A 25,084-nucleotide genomic window follows, 5' to 3' on the forward strand; every position below is an offset into this window, starting at 1 on the left:
CGGCTCCGCCACGGGCTCCTCGGTGGGTGTGAGCCTCTTCAGCTGCCCCACCGAGGACCGCTTCGCTCGCAGCTTGCTGGGTGATCTTGGCGTCGCGCATCATCCGCTCGACCGGGTAGTCGCGGGTGTAGCCATAGCCGCCGAGCAGCTGGACCGCGTTCGTGGTGACCTCCATCGCGACGTCGGAGGCGAACGCCTTGGCCGCCGCACCGAAGAAGGTGAGGTCGGCGTCGCCGCGCTCGGAGCGACCGGCCGCGGCGTACGTCATCTGGCGGGCCGCCTCCACCTTCATGCCCATGTCGGCGATCATGAACTGCAGGCCCTGGAAGTCCGCGATGGCCCTCCCGAACTGTTGGCGCTCCTTGACGTAGCCCAGCGCATAGTCCAGCGCCCCCTGCGCCACCCCGACCGCCTGTGCGGCGATCGTGATCCGGGTGTGGTCGAGGGTCTTCATGGCGTACTCGAAGCCACGGCCCTCCTCACCGATGATCCGGTCGGCGGGGATGCGGACGTTGTCGAAGTAGACCTCCCGGGTCGGCGATCCCTTGATCCCCAGCTTCTTCTCCGGGGCACCGAAGCTGACGCCCTCGTCGGACTTCTCGACCACGAACGCGCTGATGCCCTTGGAGCGCTTCTCGGGGTCGGTCATCGCCAGCACGGTGTAGTACTCCGAGACGCCGGCGTTGGTGATCCACCGCTTGGTGCCGTTGAGCACCCACCCGTCCCCCTCACGCACCGCGCGGGTCTTCTGGTTGGCCGCGTCCGAGCCCGCGTCGGGCTCGGAGAGGCAGTAGGAGAACCCGCCCTCCCCCGACGCGAGCCTGGAGAGGTACTTCTTCTTGAGCTCCTCCGAGCCGCCGATCTGCACCGGCAGCGAGCCCAGCTTGTTGACCGCCGGGATCAGCGAGGCCGACACGTCCGCGCGCGCGACCTCCTCGATCACCAGCACCGTCGCCAGCGCGTCCGCACCCACCCCGCCGTACTCCTCGGGGACATGCGGGGCGAAGAAGTCGGTCTCCACCAAGGCGTCGTGCGCCTCCTGCGGATAGCGGGCCTCCTCGTCGACCGCCGCGGCGGCCGGCGCGATCTTGGCGTCGCAGATCTCGCGGATCGCCTTGCGGATCTCCTGGTGCTCCTCGGAGAGGGCGAACAGTGGGTACTCAGCGCTCATGCCGCGGAGTCTACGGTCGTCCGGCCCGGCTTTGTTACCGACGCGTCACTTGATGATCTTGTAGCTCACCCAGCGGTGCGTGGCGCGGACCGCGGAGTTGCCGAGGTAGTTGATCCGGACGCTGCGCTTGCCTCGCGCGAGCTTCTTGAGCACCAGCGTCAGCCTGCCGTTCTTGAGCCAACCCTGGCCGACGAGACGCTTGCCGACGTGCGCGACGACCTTGCCCTTGGCGCCGTGCCCCTGGGTCTTCACCTGGATCCGGACCTTGGGGTGCGCGGTGTGGTGGATCTGCCACTTCACCGACTTCGCGGTCATCGTCGCGGCGTGCTTCGCGGGCTTCTTGGTGGGCTTCTTCGTGGTCGTGGACTTGGGGGCGGGCTTCGGCGTCGGCTTCGGCGTGGGTGTCGGGGTCGGGGTCGGATCGGGAGTCGCGTCGGTGCCCGGGAGGCTCGGCAGTGGAAGCGCGTCGAGCGGGGCCACCAGGTCACAGGTGACGCCGAGGATGCCGGGCAGCACGCCGAGGTCGAGGGTGCTCGGGAGCGGCACGGGAAGGGTGTTCGTCACTTGGTCGATGGGCAGGCTCAGGACGCCTTCGAGAGTCTCCGCACCACCTTGGACGCCATCGGTCACCGGCGAGAGGGGCACGCCGAGTGCGGTGGTCAGCGTCTTCAGCACGTCCGTCACCAAACCCTGGTCGCCGATCACACCGTCAAGCACAGCGTCGATCGGGAGGGTGGCGGTGCCGTTGCCGGTCGAGGTCGGCAGCCCGGGAATGACGTTGATCGTGCCGATGGAGCCCAGCACGTTGTGACAGGCATACGTCGCGGTGCCGCCGGACTCCGCGGCGTGAGCCGGCGTGACGGACGCGAGCGTGACGCCCCCGGCGGCGAGCGCGGCACTGATCCCGGCGGCAGCGAGCCGGGCGGACAGACGAACGGTCATCTGCGGTTCTCCCCATGACGGGCACGCCATCGTCGGCGCACGGAGGACGGACGCTAACGGCGAGGCCGGGACCTTCGCCCTGCTTTTGCGGGCTCCCTGGCCCCGGCGCGCCGTGAAGATGACCCATCGGCGGCATCCGCCCTAGCCCAGGTGGGCAGCGCTACCGTGACCCCTATGAGTGGGCATTGGCAGGACCCCGCCACCGTCGACTTCCTGCTCGACGAGTGCGACACCTGGGCCGTGGTCGGCCTCTCCGGAGACCCGCGTCGTACGGCGTACGAGATCGCCCGGCTGCTCCAGCAGCGGGGCAAGCGGATCGTGCCGATCCATCCCGACGCCGCCTCCGGGGACCTCACGGTGCTCGGCGAGCGGGCTTATCCGACGCTCGCCGACGCGGCCGCGGCGGTGGGCCCGATCGACGTGGTCGACGTTTTCCGTCGCTCGGAGGCTGCCGGCGAGTTCGCCGACCAGGCGGTCGCCATCGGCGCCAAGGGGGTGTGGTTCCAGCTCGGCGTCGTCGACGCCGCCGCGTTCGACCGCGCCACCGCGGCCGGCGTACGGATGGTCATGGACACCTGCCCCGCGATCGAGTGGGGACGTCGACCGCGACGTTCGTCCCCGCGGACGGCGTAGGGTCCCGGCCGGCGCCCGACCTGCGTTTGAGCCGCTCCCGGCGCGGTCACCGAGGAGCGTGGACACCTCGATCACGCTCACGGTCGACGGCGAGCGCCACGGCCTCACCGTCGACACGCGCACGACGCTCCTCGACGCCCTCCGCGAGCGGCTGGGCAATACGTCGCCCAAGAAGGGTTGCGACCACGGCCAGTGCGGGTCCTGCACGGTGCTGGTCGACGGGCGCCGCCAGCTCACCTGCCTCGCCCTCGCGGTGTCGTACGACGGCGCCGAGCTCACCACCGCCGCCGGACTCGCCCCCGACGGGCCGCACCCGATGCAGCAGGCGTTCCTGCGCCACGACGCCTACCAGTGCGGCTACTGCACGCCCGGCCAGGTCTGCTCGGCGGTCGGCATGCTCGATGAGGCCGCACGGGGCCAACCCAGCCACGTCACCGAGGACCTCGCCGCGCCCACGTCGGTCGAGGACCTGACCGACGCCGAGATCCGGGAGCGGATGAGCGGCAACCTCTGCCGCTGCGGGGCGTACGTCGGCATCCTGGACGCCGTCCGTGAGGTGGCCGGAGCATGAAGGAGCTGGGCTACGTCCGGCCGAGCGACCCGGCGCAGGCCGTCGCGACCGTGACGGACGACGCCGGTGCCCGCTTCTTGGCGGGAGGGACGAACCTGGTCGACCATCTCAAGCTCGGCGTCGCGACCCCGGAGACGCTGGTCGACGTCAGCCACCTGCCGCTCGACGCGGTCGACGAGCTCGCGGACGGCGGTCTCCGGATCGGCACCAACGTCCGCAACAGCGACCTCGCCGCGCATCCACGACTCCGCGCCGAGTGGCCTGCGGTCAGCCGCGCCCTGCTGGCCGGCGCGTCGGGCCAGATCCGCAACCAGGCCACGACCGGCGGCAACCTGCTGCAGCGCACCCGATGCGTCTACTTCCAGGACGTCACCACGCCGTGCAACAAGCGGGCACCAGGGTCGGGCTGCTCCGCGATCGGCGGCTATGAACGGGACAACGCCGTCCTCGGCGCGAGCGAGGCCTGCGTGGCCGTGCACCCCTCCGACCTCGCCGTGGCGCTGGTCGCCGTCGACGCGACGGTGGTGAGCCTCACGTCGGACGGCGAGCGGCGCCGCCCCGTCGCGGAGCTGCACCGTCTCCCGGGCGATGCGCCCGACCGTGACACCGTCCTCGAGCACGGCGAGCTCATCACCGCCGTCGAGCTGACGCCGAGTGCGGCGGCCCGCCGGTCGACGTACGTGAAGGTGCGCGACCGCGCGTCCTACGCGTTCGCGCTCGTGTCCGTGGCCGTCGGGCTGGACCTCACCGACGACCTCACCGTACGTGACGTCCGGATCGCCTGGGGCGGGGTGGCGCACCGGCCCTGGCGCGCGACCCGCGCCGAGGACGCGCTCCGCGGGCGCGCGCTCGACGAGAGAGCCGTGCGCGCCGCCGTCGACGAGGAGATCGCGGCCGCCACCACGTCGGCCGGGACGGCCTACAAGCTCCCGATGCTGCGCAACACCACGGCACTCGCCGTACGCCGCCTGGTGCCGGAGATCGCCGCGGACGCGGAGGAGGACCGATGACGGAGCTTCACCCCGAGCCGCTCACCGCCCGCGTGATGGGCACGCCCGTCGACCGCGTGGACGGCATCGAGAAGGTGACCGGGCTGGCGTCGTACGCCGCCGAACAGCGCGTCCCCACGACGACCGGCCCGCTGTGGTGCTGGCTGGCCACCTCGACGGTCGCGCGCGGACGGGTCGTGGGGGTCGACCGGACCGCCGCGCTCGCCCATCCCGGCGTCGCCGCGGTGGTCGACCACGAGAACGCCCCCCGCCTCGCTGAGACCAGCAACGGCGAGCTCGCGATCCTGCAGGACGACCGCGTCCACTTCCGCGGCCAGATCGTCGCGCTCGTCCTCGCCGAGACGCCGGAGGCGGCGCGCGAGGGTGCCCGACTGCTCAGGATCGAGCAGGACGAGGAGCCGTTCGACGCCGAGCTGCGCGAGGACAACGCGACGTACCGGCCCGAGAAGGTGAACCCCGCCAAGGAGACTGACACCGAGCAGGGCGACGTGGACGCCGCGATCGCGGCGTCCGACATCGTGGTCGAGCAGACCTACCGGACCGCCTACGAGCACAACAACCCGCTCGAGCCGCACGCCACCACCGCCTGGTGGAGCGAGGAGGACGGCCGGGAGACGCTCACGATGTACGACGCCAGCCAGGGCGTCCACGGGGTCGTCGCGGCCTTGGCCCCGATGCTCGGGCTCGAGAAGGACCAGGTCCGGGTGATGGCGCCGTACGTCGGCGGCGGCTTCGGCAGCAAGGGCGAGGCCCACGCGCACGTCATGGCGGCCGCGCTCGCCGCCCGCACGACCGCGGGCCGGCCGGTGCGGGTCGTGATGACGCGACAGCAGATGTTCGCGCTCGCCGGCTATCGGACCGCGACGATCTCCCACTTCCGGCTCGCGGCGGGCCGTGACGGGCGGCTCACCGCCATCGAGCACCGCGCCCAGGAGCAGACGGCCCGGGTCAAGGAGTTCGCCGAGCAGACCGCGTCGCCGACGCGGATGATGTATGCCGCCACAAACCGTCGCACCAGCCACCGCCTCGCGGTGCTCGACGTCGCGGTGCCCTCGTGGATGCGCGCGCCGGGCGAGATGCCGGGCATGTTCGCCCACGAGGTCGCGATGGACGAGCTGGCCGAGACGTGCGGACTGGACCCGATCGAGCTGCGGCGACGCAACGAGCCCCTCAGCGATCCCGAGACCGACCTGCCCTTCGACACCCGGCGGCTGCTGGAGTGCTTCGACCGCGGCGCGGCGCGGTTCGGCTGGGACGCGCGCCCGCCCGAGCCACGCGCGACGCGGGACGGCGAGTGGTGGGTCGGCACCGGCGTCGCCGCCGCGACCTACCCGGCGATGCGGATGCCCGGGAACGTCGCACGCGTGGAGACGCTCGAGAACGGCTGCGTCGCCGTCTCGATCGGCGCGGTCGACATCGGCACCGGCGCCCGCACGGTGCTGACCCAGATCGCGGCCGACGCCCTCGGCGTCGGCCCCGACGACATCGACCTGCGGATCGCCGACACCGCGCTGCCGATGGCCACCGTCGCGGGCGGCTCCTCGGGGACGAGCTCGTGGGGCTCGGCCATCGTCGCGGCCGCGCAGGAGCTGAAGGCCGCCCACGGTGACGTGCTCACGCCCGGTCTGCGGGCCGAGGCGAGTGCCGTGCGCGGCGACGAGGCCGAACAGTTCTCCTTCCACTCCTTCGGCGCGGTCTTCGCCGAGGTGCGTGTCCACCGCGACACCGGCGAGCTCCGCGTCCCCCGCCTGCTCGGCGTCTACAACGTCGGCCGGGTGATCAACCCGACGACGGCGCGGTCCCAGTTCCTCGGCGGCCTCGTCATGGGCCTCTCCGCGGCGCTGTTCGAGGAGTCCGTGCGGGATCCCCGGTTCGGCCACGTCGTCACCCAGGACCTCGCGACCTACCACGTCGCCAGCCATGCGGACGTGCTCGGCGTCGAGGCGGAGTGGCTCGAGGACGAGACGCCGCTCTTCACGCCCATGGGGTCGCGCGGCATCGGCGAGATCGGCATCGTCGGGACCTCGGCCGCGATCGTGAACGCCGCGCACCACGCCACCGGGGTCCGCGTCAGGCAGATCCCGATGACGGCGGATATGTTCTGCTCATGACACCTGCGGTCACCGGGGTCACCGGGAGGCTGGGCGGTCGCGTCTCCGCCTTGCTGGAGCAGCACGGCGTCTTCCATCTGGCTCTCGTGCGGGACCGGGCGAAGCTGGGCGGCCTGCCGCACCATCCTCACGCCGAGCCGCGAGGCCCGGCGTCGTACGGCGACCATGCCGCGATGTCCCGCGCCGTCGCCGGAGCCGACACGCTCTTCCTGGTGTCCGGCCATCTGTCCGGACGTCGGCTCGAGGAGCACGTCACCGCGATCGACGCGGCGATCTCCGACGGCGTCCGCCGCGTCGTCTACGTCTCGCTGCTGGGCGCCGCGCCCGACGCCACCTACGTCAACGCCCGCGACCATGCCGCCACGGAACGCTTCCTGGAGGGTGCCGGGGTCGCATGGACGGTCCTGCGGCCGTCGTACTATCCCGAGATGCTGCGGCGCTACGCCGACGACGGCGTCGTCCGTGGGCCTGCCGGAGACGGGCGGTGCGCCTTCGTCGGCCACGACGACATCGCCGAGGTGGCGGTCGCCGTCCTGCTCGACCACAGCGGGGCGTACGACGGCGCGACGCTCTCCGTCACGGGCCCGGAGGCGCTCACCGTGGCGGAGGCCGCGGCGACCGCCGGGCTCGTCTTCGAGGACGGGGCGGCCCAGGACCTGTCGCCCGACACGGTGAGCTGGTTCCGGTCCATCGCCGACGGCTCGGTCGCCGAGGCGTCCGAGACCGTGCCGCAACTCACCGGGCACCCGGCGCGCTCGGTGGCGGAGGTGGTGGCGCGGTCTGCCTGACCCGTCAGTCAGGTGGCTCGGACGGGCTCGGCTCCTCACCCGGCAGCGGCTCGACGGGCGGCGGCACGTCGGGAGCCGGCTCCGGGTCCGGGACGGGCGGCGGGACGACGTCGGGCTCGGGCTCGATCGGTGGTGCAGTCATGCCCTGCCGGTATCCAGCCGCCCGGCGCCCATGTGCGTCAGGCCCCGGCCACGGCTCCGCGGACGACCTCGCCCTTCTTGTGCGCGGCCGCCTTGAGCGACGCCTGGAAGGCGAGCATCCGCTGCTGCAGCTCCGGGTCGGTCGCCGCGAGGATGCGTACGGCGAGCAGCCCGGCGTTGCGGGCGTTGCCGATCGCGACCGTGGCGACGGGGACGCCGGCCGGCATCTGCACGATGGAGAGCAGCGAGTCCATGCCGTCGAGGTACTTCAGCGGCACGGGGACACCGATCACCGGCAACGGCGTGACCGCGGCCAGCATGCCGGGCAGGTGGGCCGCTCCCCCGGCACCGGCGATGATGACCGACAGGCCGCGGGCGTGGGCCTGCTCGCCGTACGCGATCATCTCGGCCGGCATCCGGTGGGCCGAGACCACGTCCGCCTCGAACTCGATGCCGAACTCGGCGAGGGCCTCCCCCGCCGCCTGCATGACGGGCCAGTCGGAGTCGGACCCCATGACGATGCCGACGCGTGCGCTCATCTCACTCACTCTCGTTCCCGAGGTCGCCACAAAACCAGGCCGCGGCGTGGCGGGCGCGCTCGAGGCAGTCCTCGAGATCGTCGCCGTAGGTGTTGACGTGGCCCACCTTCCGGCCGGGCCGCAGCTCCTTGCCGTAGAGGTGGACGCGGAGGTGCGGGTCGCGCGCCAGCGCGTGGGGGTAGCCGTCGTAGAGGCGGCCCACGTCCGCACGCTCGCCGCCGAGGATGTTGACCATCACGGACCAGCGGGCGCGGGGCGCCGGCGAGCCGAGCGGCAGGTCCATGACCGCGCGCAGGTGGTTCTCGAACTGGGAGGTGACGGCGCCGTCCTGCGTCCAGTGGCCGGTGTTGTGCGGCCGCATGGCGAGCTCGTTGACGAGCACCCGGCCGTCGGTGGTCTCGAAGAGCTCGACCGCCAGGATGCCGGTGACGCCGAGCTCCTTGGCGATCGTGAGCGCGACCTCCTGGGCACGGCTGGCGAGCTCGGGCGCCAGGTCGGGGGCGGGCGCGATGACCTCGCGACAGACGCCGTCGACCTGGAGCGTGTGCACGACCGGGTACGCCGCCGCCTGGCCGCTCGGCGAGCGCGCGACGATCGCGGACAGCTCGCGCCGGAAGTCCACCAGCTCCTCCGCCAGGATGCGTACGCCGGTCTCCGCGGCGACGCGGAACGGCTCCTCCGCGTCCCCGGCACCGCGCACGATCCAGACGCCCTTGCCGTCGTACCCACCGCGTGTCGTCTTGAGCACGCACGGGAACCCGAACTCCTCGACCTCCGCGACCGAGGTGACGATCGCGTTGCGCGGGCAGAGCTGCCCGAGGCCGAGCCGCTCACCGAGCTCATCGAGCCGCTCGCGCATGAGGCCCTTGTCCTGCGCGTGGACGAGCGCGTCGGGACCGGGGCGTACGGCGACGCCGGCCTCCTCCAGGGCGTGGAGATGCTCCGTGGGGACGTGCTCGTGGTCGAAGGTGACGACGTCGCAGCCGTCGGTCACCTTCCGCAGCGTGTCGAGGTCGCGATAGTCCCCCACCAGCTGGTCCGGGATCACCTGCGCCGCCGACACCCCCTCACCCTCGGCGAGGAGACGGAGCGGCAGGCCGAGCGCGATGGCCGGCTGGGCCATCATCCGAGCGAGCTGGCCGCCGCCGATGACAGCGAGAGTCGGAGCGAGAGGCACGCCTGAATCCTAAGTGGGCGGGGCGGAAGTCACCGATTCCGCCCGACCGGGCTCATCCGACCGGCGTGGCGGCTTCCTTCTCGAACCTCAGACCCTTGCCGCGGATGGTGGTGATCAGGTGGGGGCTGCGGCTGTCGTCGCCGAGCTTGCGCCGGACCCAACCGAGGTGGACGTCGATGGTCTTGGACGAGGTGTAGAAGTTGGCGTGCCACACGTCGCGCATCAGCTCGTCGCGCGTCACGATGTCGCCCGCCCGGCGGATGAGCGCGTGGACCAGGTCGAACTCCTTGCGCGAGAGGGTGATCTCCTCGCCGCCGCGCCAGGCGCGCCGGCTGACCGGGTCGAGCTTGATGTCCTGCACCTCAATCACGGCGCCGAGCGTAGGAGCAGGTAAAGGCCTACGGCAAAGGTTTGCCCGATCCGGACACTGGCCTCTTCGTGCCAGACACTCAGGCCGCTCACAGGCTTCTCAGGACCCCGGCCGCCGGGGCCCCGAACGGGGGCATCGGGACCGCGCCGGCGGCTCAATGGCGGCGTACGGCGACGGGCTCGACGATCCCGAACCCCCGCACCGGCCGCGCGGCGAGGCGACGCGTCTCGAACTGGTCCTCCGGCAGGAGCGCGGCGGTGGCGTCGTCGATGATGATCCGGTTGCGGCGGGCGACGGCGGTCAGCCGCGCGGCCATGTTGACCGGCGGCCCGAAGACGTCGCCGAGCCGGGTCACCACCGAGCCGGAGGCCAGCCCGACGCGCACGTCGGGCATGCGCGGGTCGCGCCCGATCACGTTGATGATGCCCTCGGCGGTGTCGTAGGCGGCGATCGGGTCGTCGTTGACGAAGAGCACCGAGTCGCCCAGCGACTTGATGATCCGGCCCCGCTGGACGGCGACGACATCGGCACAGCGTGACTCGAACAGCTCCACGAGGTCGCCGATCTTCTCCTCCGTCAGCGTGTTGGAGAGCGCCGTGAACGAGACGATGTCGGCGAAGCCGACCGAGAGCTGGGTGGTCCCGAGGTCCTCGGCACCGGTCGACGCCTCGGCCCGCGCGAGCGCGGCGCGCAGGTGTCGCCGCCAGGCGTAGACGAGCAGGTCCTCGAAGGTGGCGCTGAACTCGGCGGCCGTCGCCACCGCCGCGCCGACGACGGCGCGCGGGTCCCGCGCCTCGCCGTCGCCGTCCGCCTTGAGCTGCTCCTCTCGGTGCAGCAGCGCCGAGACCTCCCAGTCGGAGAGCCGGGCCATCGTCTGCCCCATGCCCCGGGCGAGGTTGACGGAGAGGTCGAAGTCGATGACGCCGGCGTCGACCACCGACTTGAGCACGTCGACCGCCTCGACGTCCTGCTGGTCGAAGAACGGCTCGTCGTCGGGGACCTCGGGGAAGCCGAGGGCACGCCAGAGCCGTTTCGCGAGCTCGAGGCTGACTCCGGCGCGAGCGGCCACCTCGTCGGCGGTCAGGCTCGCCTGCTGCGGCTCAGACACCATCGCCCTGCCGTGGTTCCTCGCGCTCGTGGAGCAGCTGGTTGATCCGGCGCTGGACATCCTCGACGTGCGGGATGTCGCGGAGCGTCACCTCGCCATCGGTGCTGGCATCGCTGATCATCAGCGTCCCGCAGCCGAGCAGCCGGTCGATGAGGCCGTATTCGTACTCCACGTCGCTGATCCGGCTCAGCGGGATGTCATGGCCGGTGCGGGTCAGGATCCCCCGCCGGGTGATCAGCCGCCGGTTGGTGATCGTGTAGGTCGCGGTCAGCCAGCGGAGCGCCGGCGCCAGGACCCACCACACGATCCCGGCCAGTGCCAGGATCCAGGCGACCCCATGGACCACCGTGCTGTCGACCGCCGTCTGCACGAACACCGCCACGGCGAGGAGCACGACGAGCACGAGCAGCGGCAGGAGGAGTGCCTTGACATGCGTGCGCGTGCTGACGACGACCTCCTCCCCCGGGTTGAGGAGCTTGCTCGAGATGGCCACGGGCAGATCATGTCATCCCGCCCTCAGCGGGCGGGGCCGGCCGCAGGTGGACGACGTCGCCCGCGCCCACCGCGACGCTCTCGCCACCCTGGTCGGGACGGACCTCGAGGCGTCCCCACGGGTCGATCCCCGTCGCCTGACCGACGAGCGCGGACCTGCCCGGGAGCTCGGCGCGGACGCGCTCCCCGACGGTCACGCTCAGCCGCCCGTAGGCGGCGGCCAGCTCGTCCGGACGCTCGCGCCAGGCGTCGTACGCCGTGGCGAGGTGTGCCAGCAGCGTGACGAGCACCTCGGTGCGGTCGACCGGCGCGCCGCTCTCGATCGCCAGCGACGTCGCGGTGGGGACCGGCAACTCGTCGGCGGTGAGCGAGGTGTTGAGCCCGATCCCCACGACGGCGGCCGCGCCCGGCTTCGAGCCCGCCGGGCCCTCCACCCGCTCGACGAGGATGCCGCAGAGCTTGCGTCCGTGGACGAGCACGTCGTTCGGCCACTTCAGCCCGGCGTCGCACCCGAGCTCGCGGACGGTCTCCACGACGGCCACCCCGGCCATCAGCGGCAGCCACGGCCACCGCTCGGCGGGGACGTCGGGGCGGAGCAGGACCGAGACGGCGATCGCGGCCCGTGGCGGCATCTCCCAGCCGCGGTCGAGCCGGCCACGCCCGGCGGTCTGGTGCTCGGTGGTCACCACGAGCCCTTCCGCGGTCCCCTCACGCGCACGGGCACTCACGACTGCGTTGGTGGACGGCGTCTCGGGCACGACCTCGACCCGCCAGCCGGGCGTGTGGGCGAGCCGGGCCTGATCGAGGGCCGGGCGCCCCATCGAACTGTCGGACACGGGCACTACATTGACCCACGCACGTTTCCGGCCCCGACGCGGGGCCCCGACCAGTCGAGGAGCAAGCACCATGAGCGCCCAGCCCCAGGACGGGACCCCTGTCGACCAGCCTGATCTCCACACCACTGCCGGCAAGCTCGCCGATCTCTCCCTCCGGCTCGACGAGGCGATCCACGCCGGGTCGGCCAAGGCCGTGGAGCGCCAGCACGCGAAGGGTCGTCAGACCGCTCGTGAGCGGATCGAGATGCTGCTCGACGAGGGCTCCTTCCAGGAGCTCGATGAGCTCGCCCGGCACCGCTCGACCAACTTCGGCCTGGAGAAGACCCGGCCCTACGGCGACGGGGTGATCACCGGCTACGGCACCATCGACGGCCGCCAGGTGTGCGTCTTCTCCCAGGACTTCACCGTCTTCGGGGGCTCGCTGGGCGAGGTCTACGGCGAGAAGATCACCAAGGTCATGGACCTCGCCATCAAGACCGGCTGCCCGCTGATCGGCATCAACGAGGGCGCCGGCGCCCGCATCCAGGAGGGCGTGGTCTCCCTGGGCCTCTACGGCGAGATCTTCCGCCGCAACGTGCACGCCTCCGGGGTGATCCCGCAGATCTCGCTCATCATGGGCAACTGCGCCGGCGGCCACGTCTACTCCCCCGCCGTCACCGACTTCACCGTCATGGTCGACCAGACCTCGGCGATGTTCATCACCGGTCCCGACGTCATCAAGACCGTGACCGGCGAGGACGTCACCATGGAGGAGCTCGGCGGCGCGCGGACCCACAACACCAAGTCCGGCAACGCCCACTACATGGGCGCCGACGAGGAGGACGCGCTCGACTACGTCAAGGCGCTGCTCTCCTATCTGCCCTCCAACAACCTCGACGAGCCGCCCGTCTACGACGCTGGGCCGGATTCTGGGGCGGCCGACCTGGAGATCACCGACCTCGACCGCGAGCTCGACACGATCATCCCCGACGGCGCCAACCAGCCCTACGACATGCACGAGGTCATCGCGCACGTCGTCGATGACGAGGAGTTCCTCGAGGTCCAGCCGCTGTTCGCGCCCAACATCATCGTCGGCTTCGCCCGCATCGAGGGCCGCCCCGTCGGCGTGGTCGCCAACCAGCCGATGCAGTTCGCCGGCACCCTCGACATCGACGCCTCGGAGAAGGCCGCCCGGTTCGTGCGGACCTGCGACGCGTTCAACCTCCCCGTCATCACCTTCGTCGACGTGCCCGGCTTCCTGCCCGGCACCGACCAGGAGTGGAACGGAATCATCCGCCGCGGCGCCAAGCTCATCTACGCCTACGCCGAGGCCACCGTCCCGCTCGTCACGATCATCACCCGCAAGGCCTACGGCGGCGCCTACGACGTCATGGCCTCCAAGCACCTCGGTGCCGACATCAACCTCGCCTGGCCCACCGCCCAGATCGCGGTCATGGGCGCCCAGGGCGCGGCCAACATCATCCACCGCCGCGAGCTCAAGGCCGTCGAGGACGCCGGCGGTGACGTCGAGGCCCGCCGCGCCGAGCTCATCGACGAATACGAGACCACCCTCGCCAACCCCTACATCGCCGCCGAGCGGGGCTACGTCGACGCCGTCATCCCACCCCACGAGACCCGCGCCGAGGTCACCCGCGCGCTGCGCCTGCTCAAGACCAAGCGCGAGTCGCTGCCCCCCAAGAAGCACGGCAACATCCCGCTCTGAGCAGGACCCGAAGCCGACGTACGCCGCGAGACGAGGGAAAGGTGCCCCATGACTGAGCAGACCGAGGCAGCAGCCGCGACCGCGGAGCAGTCCAAGCCCGTGCTCAGGGTCGTCTCCTCCCACGCGACCCCGGAGGAGGTCGCCGCGCTCGTGGCGGTCTTCTCCGCGCTCGGCTCGTCCGGCGCGCCGGCGCCGCGGCGCCCGCGCTCGACCTGGGCCTCCCCCGCCCGCGCCGTACGCCGGATCCCGGCGGCCGGGCCGGGCGCCTGGCGCGCCAGCGGCCTGCCGCACTGAGGCGACCGGGCCGACGATGCGCACGTGGCCGACCGCGCTCGCGTGGTGCCTGACCCGTGCGTTCGTCGTCACGCTGCTGTGCACCCAGGAGCACGGCGTCGTCGGGGACGTGACCTACTACCGCGAGAGCCTCGCGGCGATCGGGGCGGCGCACCCGAGCGGCACGCTGACGGAGTATCCCGTGCCGGCGCTCGTGCTGCTCTGGCTGCCCTACCTCCTGTTGAAGGCGGCCGGCCATGTCGGCGGCTACGTCACCCTCGTCGCGACGCTCGCGGTCCTGACCGACCTCGGCTTCCACGCCACGCTCGTGCGCACCCGCCGCTGGCACGGAGCGCCTCGCTCCTGGCTCGGCATCCCGGGCGCCGAATGGGCCTGGCTCCTCGCGGTGCCCGCGCTCGGCGCGACGACGTACGCCCGCTTCGACCTGGTGCCGGGCATCCTCGTCGGCCTCGCGGTGCTCTACGTCGTCCACCGGCCCGCGGTGGCGGCGGCCGTCGGGGCTCTCGCGACGGGGGTGAAGTACTGGCCGGCGCTGGTCCTCCCCACGCTGGCCGCGCCGCGGGCGGGTCGCCGACGCGTCGTGGTGACCATCGCGGTCGCCGGGCTGGTGCTCGCGGTGGGCAGCCTGGCGATCGGCGGATGGCACCGGCTGTGGACGCCGCTGCACTACCAGGACGAGCGCGGGCTGCAGATCGAATCGGTCTTCGCGACGCCCGTCATGCTCGCCTGGGGCCATGGCAGCGACGCCTACGCGACGTCCTACACCGTCTGGAAGGCGTACGACGTCAGCGGACCGCTCGTCGGCACGCTGCTGACCCTCGCGTCCGTCAGCACGCTCGTGGTCGCCCTGCTGATGGCGGCGGGCTGGGCCTTGGCGTGGCTGCGGATCCGACAGGCCTCCGGCGACGCGTCGGAGGCGCTCGTCTGGCTGGTGTTGGCCTCGGTCGGCGGCTTCATGGTCACCAACAAGGTGCTGAGTCCGCAGTACCTCCTCTGGCTGCTGCCCGCGGCCGCCGCCGGGCTCGTGGTCCTCGAGAGGAGTCGGGAAGGACGGCGCCGGCTGGCGTGGTGGACCGGCGTCCTGCTCGTGGCTGCGGCGCTCACCCACGAGATCTTCCCGCGCACCTACGGCTACCTCCTGGTCCATGCCCCCGGCAGCTTCTGGGTCGTCGACCTGCTCGCGCTGCGCAACATCCTGCTCGTCGCGCTGGCGGCCTACGCCGGCGCGCGCGCCGGGCGGCTGCTGCTGCGAGCGGCGGACGAGACAGAGCCGACCGAGGGCGTCAGGGACGGCACACGCCGCGCAGCACGACGTCGTAGGACCACAGCGTGATCGGCAGCCGCGCGAACAGCGGCCGGCAATCGGCGGCGGTGAGCCGCACCGTCGAGTCGGCGTCGTAGATCCCGTTGCCGACGCAGGCGTCGTAGTAGACGTACGCCGTCGCCGGCTCCTCCCCGCCGCGGTGGTAGCGCAGCTCGATCGCGGTGTCTCCCGGGACGCTGGCGTCGCAGTGCGACGGCGCGTTCGGTCCGCTGCCCGACGGCGCCTCGGCGATCCCCCTCAGCAGAGCACCCATCTGCGAGCCGGTGAGCAGGCGGGAGCCGAGGAGACCCGGCCCGTCACCACCGCGCGCATACTGACAGACCGAGACCGACGTGGGCGTCAACCGGGTCGCGGAGGTCGCCGCCGACGGTCGGACGATGTCCGCGGCCTGCACCGGAGAGGTCGCGCGGCAGCCGTTGGCGTCGATGCTGAACGTCCGCGCCGAGGAACGGATCCGCTGCGCGAGCGCGTGCTGACCCGGGCCGGTCAACAGGCTGACCTGCACCGGATGGTCCGCCGACGTCCCGGGCACGCTCCAGCGCATCAGGGTCCAGCCGCGGTAGGTCCAGGTGCCGTCGGCGACGAGGTCGGCGGCGGGACCTCCCTGGGTGAAGGAGAGCGACGGCTGCCAGAGCGCGAAGGGAAGGTCGCCGAACACGGCCGGCGCGGTCCTGACCGGCGCGCAGCCGATGGCCGGAACGCTGCGGAACCTGACGTCGCTGGCGACGTACGGCGTCCGGGGCGCGTCGTCCCAGGAGTCACCGGGCTTCCGGATGCAGTCGGGCCGGGTGGGCGGCGCGGCGTCGACCCACGAGGACGGCACCTGCACCTCGACGTCATAGCGCGACGCCCATCGCATCCCCGGGGCCGCGGCCGGACCGGACGTCGGCGCGGCTCCCTGCGCCTCGGCGCTCCCCGCCGCCAGGCTGTCCGCGCCGGACCGCCCTCGGACCGAGGACGACGCTGCGGACCCGGCCGAGTCCGATCCTTGGCCGCCACCGCCCTGGGTGGTGACGCCGACCACGACGCCGAGCCCGGCCAGCAGCACCACCGCGGCGGCCGCCGGGAGCCACGGCCGCCGGCGTCGTACGCGTGTCGGGACGAGGAGCTCGCGCGGTTCGAAGGCGTTCGCGCGCCGGGCGAACGCGTCGCGCAGCGCCGCCTCGGCGCGGTCCGAGGCGGGGTCCGGGACGCCGCGGTCCGGCTCCGGCCGGGTCGGGTCGTCGTGCGGGTCAGTCACGGCTGGCTCCTTCGGCGAGCTGCTGGCGGAGACGCCCGAGCGCGCGATGGACGTGGGAGCGCGCCGTGGTCTCGGGACAGTCCAGGATGAGTGCGATCTGTGCGAAGGCGAGGTCCTCGTAGAAGCGGAGCACGACGGCGGCGCGCTGCGTCGGCGGCAGCGACTGCACCAGCTGCCAGGCGGCATCGGCGTCCTCGAGCCGGGCGGTCTCGTCCTCGGTCGGCTCTCGCGGAGCGACGCTCTCGACGTCCTCCACCGCGACAAGCCGACGGCCCTTGCGCCACCGCGAGATGGAGCCGTTGACGATGCTCCGACGGACGTAGGCCTCGGCGGTGCCGGCCGCGGCCAGCTGCTTCCAGCGCGGGAGCGCATGGGCGAGCGCGTCCTGCACCAGGTCGGGCGCGTCGTGGGCGTTGCCCGTGACGAGGTAGGCGAAGCGCTGCAGCGCTCCCCCGCGGGCAGCCACCCAGTGGCCGAAGTCCTCGACCGGCTCGCCCCTCGGGCTCGCCGGGTCCACCGGGTCGTTCGGCAACGGCGGCACCTCCTGCGACAGTGTCACGCCTCTCCTACGTCGAAGAGTCGCGCTGCGTTGCAGCGTCGCACGATTTCTCGCCTGCGGTCGTGGGTGCGCGGCGCTAGTGTCTCGCGGGTGAGCCAGCCTTCGCGCGCCGTGGACGACCGCACCGACCGCTTCGTCGAGGAGCTCTGCGCCCTCGACCCCCTGACCGCGACGTACGTCGGCGTCGCCGGTCACGAGGCGGAGCTCCCGGATCTGTCTCCCGAGGGGTTCACCGCTCGTGAGGACCTCCACCGCCGCGCGCTCGCGGACGTGACCGCCCTGACCCCGCGCGACGAGCGCGAAGCCGTCGCGCGGGACGCCTTCCTCGAGCGGATCGGCCTCGACGTGGAGTTCGCCGACGCCCGGCTCGACCGCTCCCATGTCTCGGTCATCACCAGCGGCATCCACGAGCTGCGGTCGGTCTTCGACCTCATGGCGACCGAGACCGAGGAGGACTGGAGCAACATCCGGGCCCGTCTCGCCGGGCTGCCGGCGGCGGTCGACGGCTACCGCGCCACCCTCGCCGACGAGGCCGCGGCCGGGCGCGTCGTCGCCGCCCGGCAGTACGCCGAGGTGGCGCGGCAGATCGAGGACTGGACCGCCCAGAGGACGACCCAGCAGGGCGGCGAGGACTTCTTCGCCGCCCTCGCCGCCCGCAGCCCCGTGACGCTGCCCGCGTCGCTGCGCTCCGAGCTGACCCAGGCGGCCGCCGCGGCGTCCGCCGCCTTCGCCGACTTCGGCACGTTCCTGACCACCGAGCTGCAGCCGATCGGCCGCGCCACGGAGGCCGTCGGTCGCGACCACTACGCGCTCGCCTCGCGGCGCTACCTGGGCGCCACCGTCGACCTCGAGGAGACCTATGCCTGGGGCTGGCAGGAGCTCGCACGCCTGGCGGACGACATGGCCGCGACGGCCGCGCGGGTCCTGCCCGGCGCGTCGGTGCGCGAGGCGGTCGCCCACCTCGACGCGGACCCGGCGACCAAGATCGAGGGCAAGGAGGCCTTCCGCGACTGGATGCAGGAGCTCGCCGATCGCACGATCGCCGAGCTCGCCGACGTCCACTTCGACATCCCCGACCCGGTCCGGCGGATCGAGTGCCTGATCGCCCCGACGACGAGCGGCGAGATCTACTACACCGGCCCCTCCGAGGACTTCTCCCGGCCGGGCCGGATGTGGTGGTCGGTCCCCGAGAGCGTCACGGCCTTCAGCCCGTGGCGCGAGAAGACGACGGTCTTCCACGAGGGCGTGCCGGGCCATCACCTCCAGATCGCCCAGACCGCCTTCCGCGCCGACGTGCTCAACCGCTGGCAGAGGCGGATGTGCTGGGTGAGCGGCCATGGCGAGGGCTGGGCGCTCTACGCCGAGCGGCTGATGGACGACCTCGGCTATCTCGCCGACCCTGCCGACCGCCTGGGCATGCTCGACGGGCAGTCGTTCCGCGCCGCGCGGGTGATCATTGACATCGGGATGCACCTGGAGCTGGAGATCCCGACCGACAACCCGTTCGGCTTCCATCCCGGGGAGACCTGGTCACCGGCCCTGGGACGCGAGTTCATGGGCCAGCACTGCCTGATGGACGACGCGTTCATCGACTTCGAGGTGAAGCGCTACCTCGGCTGGCCCGGTCAGGCGCCGTCGTACAAGGTCGGCGAGCGGATCTGGCTGGAGGCCCGCGACGCGGCCAGGGCGCGCGCCGGCGACGCCTTCGACCTCAAGGCGTTCCACCGGGCCGCCCTCGACCTCGGCTCGATCGGGCTCGACCCGCTGCAGGCCGCTTTGGCCCGGCTCTGACGCCGGCTCGTCCGTCGACGCGGGTCAGGAGCCGAGCCGGGCGAGCTCCTCGTCGACGACCGAGGGGTCGAGCTTGCGGAAGACCGGGGTCGGCTTCCCGATCGGAGTTCCGACGACGATCGGGTGCCGCTCCCAGCGAGGAGCGGCGGAGTAGTCGCCGGTGATGATCGGGTAGCCGGGATCGCCGTCGAGCCCCTCGGCCTCCTCGATCCGCGGCATCGGCGCGATCTCGCCCTTCCCGCCCAGCGTCTTGTCGATCTCGTTGGCTGAGAACGGCAGGAACGGGCTGAGGACGAGGTTGAGGTCGGCGACGCACTGCGCCATCACGTGGAGCACCGTGCCGAGCCGCTCTCGGTCCTCCGGCGCCTTCGCCAGCTTCCACGGCTCGAGGTCGGAGACGTAGCGGTTGACCTCGGCCACGGCGCGCATGGCCTCGCCGATCGCCTGCTTCTGCCGATGGCGTTCGATGAGGCCGCCGACGGTCGCGAAGGAGGCCTCGACGAGGTCCAGGACGGCCTGGTCGTCGTCGGTCAGCTCGCCCATCGGCGGCAGCTCGCCGAAGTTCTTCGCGATCAGCGTCGCGGTCCGGTTGACGAGGTTGCCCCAGCCGGCGACCAGCTCGTCGTTCGTACGCCGGACGAACTCCGCCCAGGTGAAGTCGCTGTCCTGGCTCTCCGGCCCGGCCACGGCGACGAAGTAGCGGAACGCGTCGGCCTGGTAGCGCGAGAGCAGGTCGCGGACGTAGATCACGATCTTCTTCGAGCTGGAGAACTTCTTGCCCTCCATGGTCAGGAACTCGCTCGAGACGACCTCCGTGGGGAGGTTCAGCTCGCCGTACTCCCGTGGCGAACCGCCCTTCGCACCCTGGCCGTTGTAGGCGAGCAGCTCGGCCGGCCAGATCTGGGAGTGGAAGGTGATGTTGTCCTTGCCCATGAAGTAGTACGACAGCGCCTCCCCCGCGCCGGGGGCGCCGTCGCGCTGAGGGTTCCACCAGGCGCGCCAGGCGTCCGGATCGCCGGAGCGCCGTGCCCACTCGATGGAGGCGGAGAGGTAGCCGATGACGGCGTCGAACCAGACGTAGAACTTCTTCGTCGGGTTCTCCCGCCAGCCGTCCAGCGGCACCGCGATCCCCCAGTCGATGTCGCGCGTCATCGCGCGCGGACGGATCTCGGAGAGGATGTTCTGGCTGAACCGGATGACGTTGGGACGCCACAGACCGGTCGCCTCGCGCTCGTCCAGCCACTCCTTGAGCGCGTCGGCGAGCGCCGGCAGGTCGAGGAAGAAGTGCTGGGTCTCGATGAACTCCGGCACCTCGCCGTTGATCCGGGAGTGCGGGTTGATCAACTGGTCGGGGTCGAGCTGGTTGCCGCAGTTGTCGCACTGGTCGCCGCGCGCGCCCTGGTAGTGGCAGATCGGGCACTCGCCCTCGATGTAGCGGTCGGGCAGCGTCCGCCCCGTCGACGGCGAGATCGCGCCCTTCGTCGTCCTCTCGACGAAGTAGCCGTTCTCGTAGACCCCGAGGAACAGCTCCTGGACGACGGCGTGGTGGTTGCGCGTCGTCGTGCGCGTGTAGAGGTCGTAGGTCAGCCCGAGCGAGGCGAGGTCCTCGGCGATGAGACGGTGGTTCCGGTCGACCAGCTCCTGGGGGGTCAGGCCCGCCTCGTCGGCCGCGATCAGGATCGGCGTGCCGTGCTCGTCGGTGCCGGAGACCATGAGCACGTCGTGCCCCGCCATCCGCATGTAGCGGCTGAAGACGTCGGAGGGTACGCCGAAGCCGGCCACGTGGCCGATGTGGCGCGGGCCGTTGGCGTAGGGCCAGGCGACGGCGCTGAGCACCTTCTTCCGGGGGGCATGACTCATGGGCAGAATCCTAGTGAGCGCGCGCCACGGGGTTTCGGCCGGCCGCTCCGCGGATCAGTGCTTCGGGTTGAACTGCTGCTCACGCGCCCAGATCCGCTTCCGGATGTAGGGCAGCATCTTGTAGAGCGCGGTGCCCGGGCAGGCGGTCTGGTTGGTGTCGCGGTGGCCGTCGACCACCGGCAGGACGACGCCCTTCCCCGGCGGGTAGAGGTCGCTGCCCTGCGACCAGACCTTGATCCGGCCGGTGGCCTTGCGGTGGTAGGCGTCGAGCTTCCACGCCGCGAGCCGGACCAGCGACGTGATCGCCTTCTTCGTCGGCCGGACGGTGTTGAAGGTCCCGATCATGGCGACTCCGACCGAGGACTGGTTGAAGCCGAGCGTGTGAGCACCGCGCACGAGCTTGCGAGGTCCGCCGCTGCGGCCGACCCAGACCCGTCCGAACCGGTCGATGAGGAAGTTGTAGGCGATGTCGAACCAGCCCAGCGTGTGGGTGTGGTAGCGGTACATCCCCCGCAGGATCCCCGGCACATCGCCGCGCGAGTAGCCGTTCGCGGTGTCGGTGTGGTGGATGTGGACCTGCTTCAGCTTCTTGTTGTAGCGCACGGAGCCGTTGCGCCAGCTCGGGTCGGCGCCCCACTGGGCGCGCGAGTAGAGCTTGGGGTACGGCGCCCGGGTCCAGAGCCGCCACGGCTTCATCCGAGCGGTACGACGGCCGGCGACCCCGTCCGGCACCGACGGCGTCCCGACCGACTCCCGGGGGCCGGTGTCCATGAGTGTGAGCTGCAGGCCGGCTCGGACACCCTTCACGGCCACCTCGAGGTCACGGTGACGTCCCGTCCACACCGGCTGGGTGCCCTGCCGTCCGGTGCCCTCGCCGGCGCCGGGCAGGTCGGTCTGGAGCGGCAGTTGGTGCCAGCCACGCCACTTCCCCGCCGTACGCCACCGGACCAGGACGCGCGCGGGCGCCTTCCGCCCCTTCCAGCTCACGCCGACCATGGAGTAGCCACTGGTCGTCAGGGCGCCCGTGCGGTGACCGGCCGGCGTGGGAACGCTCAGCCTGTCACCGAGGGGGACGTCCAGCTCCTTCACTCCGCCGCCGGTCGGGGTGAGGGTGAGGAGCGGGGTCTTCGCCGCGGCCGGCGCCAGCCCTGCGGGCGTGCTTCCGGGCGCCAGCGGCGACAAGGGCAGCAGCGCCAGGAAGAGCGCGGGCACCCCGAGGCGCAGGCGTGTGCGAGTCCGGTTTCTCGATCGACGCATGGGTTCGATCATCGGCCATGCAGGGGGTCGTGTTGTCTGGACCGCGGTCCTTCGGAGTGTCGCGCCGTGTCAAGCCGAGGACGTCGCCGGGCGCGTCACACCTGTCACAGAGGCCTCACACGCCCCGCGAACGCTGCCAGGCGCTCATACGCGTCCGCACCCGTCGGAGGGGTCTGCTCGGGCCCGAATGCGGCGCCTCGCATCTCCGGCTCGAGCGCCTCCTGCATGAACGCGAGCCCGACCTCCGCGATCTCGGGATCGAGCGTGGGCGCCGGCGGCTGTCCGAGCGCCGTGGCGAGGTCCCAGGTGTGGGTCGCGAGCTCGGCGACCTGCATCCCGACGGGCGGCAGCGCCACGTCACCGGCCCGCTCGTGCCACGCGTGGATGAGGTCGTCGGCAGCGACCCGGAAGGCGGGCCCCCACCCTTCGACGACGTGCGGCGGCTCGCTCCCCCAGTCCGGCTGCTCGCCGCGCACCATCGCGAGGAACCTCCGCGGCGCCTCGACCAGATGGTCCGCGAGCGCCGCGACGTCCCAGTCGGCACAGGGCGTCGTCCGCGAGAGCCGGTCGGGAGCCACGTGGTCGAGGACGTCGCCGGCCTGGTCCAGCGCCCGCGCGAGGACCCTCAGGGAGCCGACGAGGTCGGAGGTGGTCACCCGCTCACCGTAGATCCGTCGGCTGCCGGTCGCCAGAGTCCAGTTGCCAGTTGTCAGTTGCCAGTTGCCGGAGGTCAGCCGCCGGCGACGACCCGTCAGCTGAAGTCGAGCTCGTGGGTGCGGGCGCGCTTGAGCTCGTAGACATAGGGATAGGCCGTCACCAGCTGGAAGCCGTCCCAGAGCCGGCCCGCCTCCTCGCCCTTCGGCGCCTTCGAGATCACCGGCCCGAAGAACGCCGAGCCGTTCATGGCGATCGTCGGCGTACCGACCTCGTTGCCGACCTGGTCCATCCCCAGGTGGTGGGACTTCTTGATCGCCTCGTCATAGGAGGAGTCGTCCATCGCGTCAGCGAGCGCGGCCGGCAGGCCCACCGAGGCGAGCGCATCCTCGATCACCTCGCGGGTGAACTCCTTCTTCTCCAGGTGGCGGCGGGTCCCGAGCGCGGTGTAGACCTCGGCCAGCTTCTCCTGGCCGTACTGCTCCTCGACCGCCTGGCACACCCGGACGGGCCGCCACGCGGTCGAGAGGAACTTCCGGTAGTCCTCGGAGACGTCCTTGTCCTGGTTGAGGTAGGCGAGGCTCATGATGTGCCACGTCACGGAGACGTCACGCACCTTCTCCACCTCCAGGATCCAGCGTGAGGTGATCCACGCGAACGGGCAGGCCGGGTCGAACCAGAAGTCAGCAGTCGTGGTCATATCCAACGACAACGACCCGCACCCCGGCCCGATTCCCGGCCCCGGCCCCGCCCTACCGCGAGACGCGGGTCGCGACCTGGACCGTCCTGGGGGTGACGAGCGGGTTCGCGAACGTGGCGCGCACCAGCCGCCGTCCGGCCGGGATCTTCGTGTACGTCGTCCTGGCGACGCCGTCCACGACCTTGACCCAACGGGTCCGGGAGTAGGTCATCAGCTTCACCATCCGGCCGTCGAAGTTCGCCCCGGGCGCCCACACGTGCACCGCGATGCCGATCCGGTTCTTGCCGGGCGACGTTGCGATCGTCATCCGCGGGTAGACCTTGGCCACACCCGCGACGTACTTCACCTGGGTCGACCGGTGGTGCGTCGCGGACAGGCCGAGCATGACCGTGATCTTCTTGCCGATGTCCGCCGACGTCAGCCGGTAGGTCGTCGAGGTCGCGCCCGAGATCGGGACCCCGTTGCGTCGCCACTGGTAGGACACATGAGCGCTCGCGGGGCTCACCGTGCCCGGACGGACCGTGAGCACCTTCCCTGGGCGCAACTGCCCCCGGATCGCGCCCCGGTGGGTGAGCCTGACCGGCGTGCCGATGACCGGGCCGAGCTTGTTCGTCGCGACGGCGAGCGGGTTGTGCCCCATGCGTGTGGCCGTGACCGTGGCGCTGATCATCGTGTCGGCGAGCGCCTGGGTCGGGGTCAGCGTCGTGCCGGTCGCGCCCTGGATCGGGTCGCCGTCGGCGTACCACTGGACCGCGGTGGTCGCGCCGCTCGGCGCATACTCGCCCGGATCGACCGTGAGCTTCTGACCCACCTGCGGCGTCCCCGAGAGCGTCGGCGACTGAGTGACCGTGAGGTCGCCCGGCTGCACGGCGGCGGTCTGGGCGCTCACGACGGAGCTCGACTGGTAGGTCCCCTTCTTCGCCGTCACCCGGACCGAGATGCGGTGACCGATCTGGTGACGGATGAGCAGGAAGCCCGGCCGGGTCTGGCCGGCGATCGGCTCGCCGTCCTGCAGCCACTGGTAGCTGAAGGAGGCACCCGACGGCGTCCAACGACCGGTGCTGGCCTGGAGCCGGACCCCGACCTTCGGGGCGCCCGAGATCGTCGGAAGGGAGGTATTCTCGAGCTCCTGGTCGCGGAAGTGGATGAAGCCGGTCGGCCAGTAGCCGCTCTTGGTGATGCGACGCCAGGAGAAGTCGCTGCCCCAGTTGGACTCGGAGATGACGATCTCCGAGGACGAGACGACCTTCTCGACGTAGGCGACGTGACCGAGCGACCCGGCGCCCGGTGCCCCGCCTCTCCACCAGGCGACCGAGCCGACCGCGGGCGTCTTGTCGGTGATCGACTTCATCGCCACGCCCCAGTTGGTGGCGTTGCCGCTTCCCGACCACGGCCGCTTGTCGGGCATCCCCGCCGCCACCATCCGGTAGGCCACGTAGTTCACGCAGTTCCGGCCGGAGTACATGCGCCAGTACATGTGCCCCCAGTGCTGGTGGTAGCCGGACGCGCTCATCCCCTTCGCGTTGCACTGCGTGAAGCCCGAGCACAGCATCGTGAACGACGCCGCCGAGGCGCGCGGGCTCAGCTGCGGAAGGACCACCTGCAGGCCGAGGGCAGCAAGCAGCAGCGCGAGGGCTCCGCCGAGGACTCGTGTGACGCTTTGATACGCCTGTGACTGGTGAGACACGCGAGCACTCTAGGGAAAGTTGTCAAGCATTGAAACCGGCGTGGCGGAATTACATGACTGTTATTTTACTTTCTGAGCGTGAATCGCGCCGATTTCATCGAGGAATTCTGTCCCGGATCACATGCGA

General features: G+C 71.6%; 25 protein-coding genes. 9 read left to right on the forward strand and 16 right to left on the reverse strand.

Annotated features, from left to right (window positions below):
* Positions 1-1,171, reverse strand: a 1,171-nt coding sequence (locus AB3X52_RS11810) for an acyl-CoA dehydrogenase family protein (RefSeq protein WP_367994277.1), incomplete at its 3' end; no start/stop codon positions are given.
* A gap of 45 nt (positions 1,172-1,216) precedes the next feature.
* Positions 1,217-2,113 carry a hypothetical protein gene (locus tag AB3X52_RS11815; RefSeq protein ID WP_367994278.1) on the reverse strand — a complete coding sequence of 299 codons (897 nt, stop codon included), beginning with the start codon at positions 2,111-2,113 and terminating at the stop codon, positions 1,217-1,219.
* 174 nt (positions 2,114-2,287) lie between these two features.
* Here AB3X52_RS11815 and AB3X52_RS11820 point away from each other — a divergent pair, with 174 nt between their 5' ends.
* From AB3X52_RS11820 to AB3X52_RS11840, 5 genes are read left to right on the forward strand one after another with little or no spacing between them, the layout of a single operon-like run.
* On the forward strand, positions 2,288-2,746 hold the full coding sequence (locus tag AB3X52_RS11820; RefSeq protein WP_367994279.1) for a CoA-binding protein: 459 nt from the start codon (positions 2,288-2,290) through the stop codon (positions 2,744-2,746).
* Between the two features lie 58 nt (positions 2,747-2,804).
* Positions 2,805-3,317, forward strand: coding sequence for a 2Fe-2S iron-sulfur cluster-binding protein (locus AB3X52_RS11825; protein WP_367994280.1), 513 nt, complete (start codon positions 2,805-2,807; stop codon positions 3,315-3,317).
* On the forward strand, positions 3,314-4,327 hold the full coding sequence (locus tag AB3X52_RS11830) for an FAD binding domain-containing protein (RefSeq protein ID WP_367994281.1): 1,014 nt from the start codon (positions 3,314-3,316) through the stop codon (positions 4,325-4,327). Before AB3X52_RS11825 ends, AB3X52_RS11830 begins: the two co-directional genes overlap by 4 nt.
* A complete protein-coding gene (locus AB3X52_RS11835) occupies positions 4,324-6,438 on the forward strand; it encodes a xanthine dehydrogenase family protein molybdopterin-binding subunit (protein ID WP_367994282.1) in 2,115 nt (704 codons plus the stop codon). The genes AB3X52_RS11830 and AB3X52_RS11835 overlap by 4 nt, the downstream gene beginning before the upstream one ends.
* Positions 6,435-7,226, forward strand: coding sequence for an NAD(P)H-binding protein (locus AB3X52_RS11840; protein ID WP_367994283.1), 792 nt, complete (start codon positions 6,435-6,437; stop codon positions 7,224-7,226). The genes AB3X52_RS11835 and AB3X52_RS11840 overlap by 4 nt, the downstream gene beginning before the upstream one ends.
* A gap of 4 nt (positions 7,227-7,230) precedes the next feature.
* On the opposite strand, the gene AB3X52_RS11845 is transcribed toward AB3X52_RS11840, so the two are convergent.
* The 7 genes from AB3X52_RS11845 to AB3X52_RS11875 all read right to left on the reverse strand — a co-directional run bounded on the left by AB3X52_RS11845 (position 7,231) and on the right by AB3X52_RS11875 (position 11,889).
* Complete coding sequence (locus AB3X52_RS11845; protein ID WP_367994284.1) at positions 7,231-7,368, reverse strand: hypothetical protein; 138 nt, start codon at positions 7,366-7,368, stop codon at positions 7,231-7,233.
* A 37-nt stretch (positions 7,369-7,405) separates the two neighbouring features.
* Positions 7,406-7,906 (reverse strand): 5-(carboxyamino)imidazole ribonucleotide mutase, encoded by a 501-nt coding sequence (gene purE, locus AB3X52_RS11850; RefSeq protein WP_367994285.1) that lies wholly within the window; start codon positions 7,904-7,906, stop codon positions 7,406-7,408.
* 1 nt (position 7,907) lies between these two features.
* Positions 7,908-9,083, reverse strand: a complete 1,176-nt coding sequence (locus AB3X52_RS11855) for a 5-(carboxyamino)imidazole ribonucleotide synthase (protein ID WP_367994286.1) — start codon at positions 9,081-9,083, stop codon at positions 7,908-7,910.
* A 52-nt stretch (positions 9,084-9,135) separates the two neighbouring features.
* A complete protein-coding gene (locus AB3X52_RS11860) occupies positions 9,136-9,453 on the reverse strand; it encodes a winged helix-turn-helix domain-containing protein (protein WP_367994287.1) in 318 nt (105 codons plus the stop codon).
* Between the two features lie 154 nt (positions 9,454-9,607).
* Positions 9,608-10,564 carry an adenylate/guanylate cyclase domain-containing protein gene (locus AB3X52_RS11865; RefSeq protein WP_367994289.1) on the reverse strand — a complete coding sequence of 319 codons (957 nt, stop codon included), beginning with the start codon at positions 10,562-10,564 and terminating at the stop codon, positions 9,608-9,610.
* Entirely contained in the window at positions 10,554-11,054 is a 501-nt protein-coding gene (locus AB3X52_RS11870) for a PH domain-containing protein (RefSeq protein ID WP_367994290.1), read from the reverse strand. Before AB3X52_RS11870 ends, AB3X52_RS11865 begins: the two co-directional genes overlap by 11 nt.
* Before the next feature lie 7 nt (positions 11,055-11,061).
* Positions 11,062-11,889, reverse strand: coding sequence for a biotin--[acetyl-CoA-carboxylase] ligase (locus AB3X52_RS11875; RefSeq protein ID WP_367994291.1), 828 nt, complete (start codon positions 11,887-11,889; stop codon positions 11,062-11,064).
* 70 nt (positions 11,890-11,959) lie between these two features.
* On the opposite strand from AB3X52_RS11875, the gene AB3X52_RS11880 reads away from it, so the two are divergent.
* From AB3X52_RS11880 to AB3X52_RS11890, 3 genes are read left to right on the forward strand one after another with little or no spacing between them, the layout of a single operon-like run.
* Positions 11,960-13,591 carry an acyl-CoA carboxylase subunit beta gene (locus AB3X52_RS11880; RefSeq protein ID WP_367994292.1) on the forward strand — a complete coding sequence of 544 codons (1,632 nt, stop codon included), beginning with the start codon at positions 11,960-11,962 and terminating at the stop codon, positions 13,589-13,591.
* Positions 13,592-13,639: 48 nt separating this feature from the next.
* Positions 13,640-13,885, forward strand: a complete 246-nt coding sequence (locus tag AB3X52_RS11885; protein WP_367994293.1) for an acyl-CoA carboxylase subunit epsilon — start codon at positions 13,640-13,642, stop codon at positions 13,883-13,885.
* A gap of 16 nt (positions 13,886-13,901) precedes the next feature.
* On the forward strand, positions 13,902-15,218 hold the full coding sequence (locus tag AB3X52_RS11890; RefSeq protein WP_367994294.1) for a hypothetical protein: 1,317 nt from the start codon (positions 13,902-13,904) through the stop codon (positions 15,216-15,218).
* Here AB3X52_RS11890 and AB3X52_RS11895 read toward each other — a convergent pair.
* Positions 15,169-16,449, reverse strand: coding sequence for a hypothetical protein (locus AB3X52_RS11895; RefSeq protein WP_367994295.1), 1,281 nt, complete (start codon positions 16,447-16,449; stop codon positions 15,169-15,171). The two genes, AB3X52_RS11890 and AB3X52_RS11895, sit on opposite strands and share 50 nt — an antisense overlap.
* On the reverse strand, positions 16,442-17,008 hold the full coding sequence (locus AB3X52_RS11900) for a SigE family RNA polymerase sigma factor (RefSeq protein ID WP_367994296.1): 567 nt from the start codon (positions 17,006-17,008) through the stop codon (positions 16,442-16,444). The genes AB3X52_RS11895 and AB3X52_RS11900 overlap by 8 nt, the downstream gene beginning before the upstream one ends.
* Before the next feature lie 90 nt (positions 17,009-17,098).
* Here AB3X52_RS11900 and AB3X52_RS11905 point away from each other — a divergent pair, with 90 nt between their 5' ends.
* Positions 17,099-18,799, forward strand: a complete 1,701-nt coding sequence (locus AB3X52_RS11905; RefSeq protein WP_367994297.1) for a DUF885 domain-containing protein — start codon at positions 17,099-17,101, stop codon at positions 18,797-18,799.
* Positions 18,800-18,823: 24 nt separating this feature from the next.
* Here the strand turns inward: AB3X52_RS11905 and metG are convergent, their stop codons facing one another.
* The 5 genes from metG to AB3X52_RS11930 all read right to left on the reverse strand — a co-directional run bounded on the left by metG (position 18,824) and on the right by AB3X52_RS11930 (position 24,957).
* Positions 18,824-20,659 (reverse strand): methionine--tRNA ligase, encoded by a 1,836-nt coding sequence (metG, locus tag AB3X52_RS11910; protein WP_367994298.1) that lies wholly within the window; start codon positions 20,657-20,659, stop codon positions 18,824-18,826.
* A gap of 54 nt (positions 20,660-20,713) precedes the next feature.
* On the reverse strand, positions 20,714-21,916 hold the full coding sequence (locus AB3X52_RS11915; RefSeq protein ID WP_367994299.1) for a peptidoglycan recognition protein family protein: 1,203 nt from the start codon (positions 21,914-21,916) through the stop codon (positions 20,714-20,716).
* A 104-nt stretch (positions 21,917-22,020) separates the two neighbouring features.
* Positions 22,021-22,572 carry a TIGR03086 family metal-binding protein gene (locus AB3X52_RS11920; RefSeq protein ID WP_367994300.1) on the reverse strand — a complete coding sequence of 184 codons (552 nt, stop codon included), beginning with the start codon at positions 22,570-22,572 and terminating at the stop codon, positions 22,021-22,023.
* Between the two features lie 95 nt (positions 22,573-22,667).
* Positions 22,668-23,270 carry a mycothiol-dependent nitroreductase Rv2466c family protein gene (locus AB3X52_RS11925; protein WP_367994301.1) on the reverse strand — a complete coding sequence of 201 codons (603 nt, stop codon included), beginning with the start codon at positions 23,268-23,270 and terminating at the stop codon, positions 22,668-22,670.
* A 52-nt stretch (positions 23,271-23,322) separates the two neighbouring features.
* Positions 23,323-24,957 (reverse strand): CHAP domain-containing protein, encoded by a 1,635-nt coding sequence (locus tag AB3X52_RS11930; protein ID WP_367994302.1) that lies wholly within the window; start codon positions 24,955-24,957, stop codon positions 23,323-23,325.
* Positions 24,958-25,084 lie beyond the last annotated feature (127 nt).

The sequence above is a fragment of the Nocardioides eburneus genome (assembly GCF_040838215.1).
In the GTDB taxonomy this organism is placed as follows: domain Bacteria; phylum Actinomycetota; class Actinomycetes; order Propionibacteriales; family Nocardioidaceae; genus Nocardioides; species Nocardioides eburneus.

Bases quoted from the DNA above. Each gene is read 5' to 3' on its own strand.
- AB3X52_RS11840 (WP_367994283.1), top strand. From the start codon at position 6,435: ATGACACCTGCGGTCACCGGGGTCACCGGGAGGCTGGGCGGTCGCGTC.
- AB3X52_RS11835 (WP_367994282.1), top strand. From the start codon at position 4,324: ATGACGGAGCTTCACCCCGAGCCGCTCACCGCCCGCGTGATGGGCACG.
- AB3X52_RS11820 (WP_367994279.1), top strand. From the start codon at position 2,288: ATGAGTGGGCATTGGCAGGACCCCGCCACCGTCGACTTCCTGCTCGAC.
- AB3X52_RS11885 (WP_367994293.1), top strand. From the start codon at position 13,640: ATGACTGAGCAGACCGAGGCAGCAGCCGCGACCGCGGAGCAGTCCAAG.
- AB3X52_RS11925 (WP_367994301.1), bottom strand. From the start codon at position 23,270: ATGACCACGACTGCTGACTTCTGGTTCGACCCGGCCTGCCCGTTCGCG.
- metG (WP_367994298.1), bottom strand. From the start codon at position 20,659: ATGAGTCATGCCCCCCGGAAGAAGGTGCTCAGCGCCGTCGCCTGGCCC.
- AB3X52_RS11815 (WP_367994278.1), bottom strand. From the start codon at position 2,113: ATGACCGTTCGTCTGTCCGCCCGGCTCGCTGCCGCCGGGATCAGTGCC.
- purE (WP_367994285.1), bottom strand. From the start codon at position 7,906: ATGAGCGCACGCGTCGGCATCGTCATGGGGTCCGACTCCGACTGGCCC.
- AB3X52_RS11830 (WP_367994281.1), top strand. From the start codon at position 3,314: ATGAAGGAGCTGGGCTACGTCCGGCCGAGCGACCCGGCGCAGGCCGTC.
- AB3X52_RS11890 (WP_367994294.1), top strand. From the start codon at position 13,902: ATGCGCACGTGGCCGACCGCGCTCGCGTGGTGCCTGACCCGTGCGTTC.
- AB3X52_RS11845 (WP_367994284.1), bottom strand. From the start codon at position 7,368: ATGACTGCACCACCGATCGAGCCCGAGCCCGACGTCGTCCCGCCGCCC.
- AB3X52_RS11880 (WP_367994292.1), top strand. From the start codon at position 11,960: ATGAGCGCCCAGCCCCAGGACGGGACCCCTGTCGACCAGCCTGATCTC.
- AB3X52_RS11915 (WP_367994299.1), bottom strand. From the start codon at position 21,916: ATGCGTCGATCGAGAAACCGGACTCGCACACGCCTGCGCCTCGGGGTG.
- AB3X52_RS11865 (WP_367994289.1), bottom strand. From the start codon at position 10,564: ATGGTGTCTGAGCCGCAGCAGGCGAGCCTGACCGCCGACGAGGTGGCC.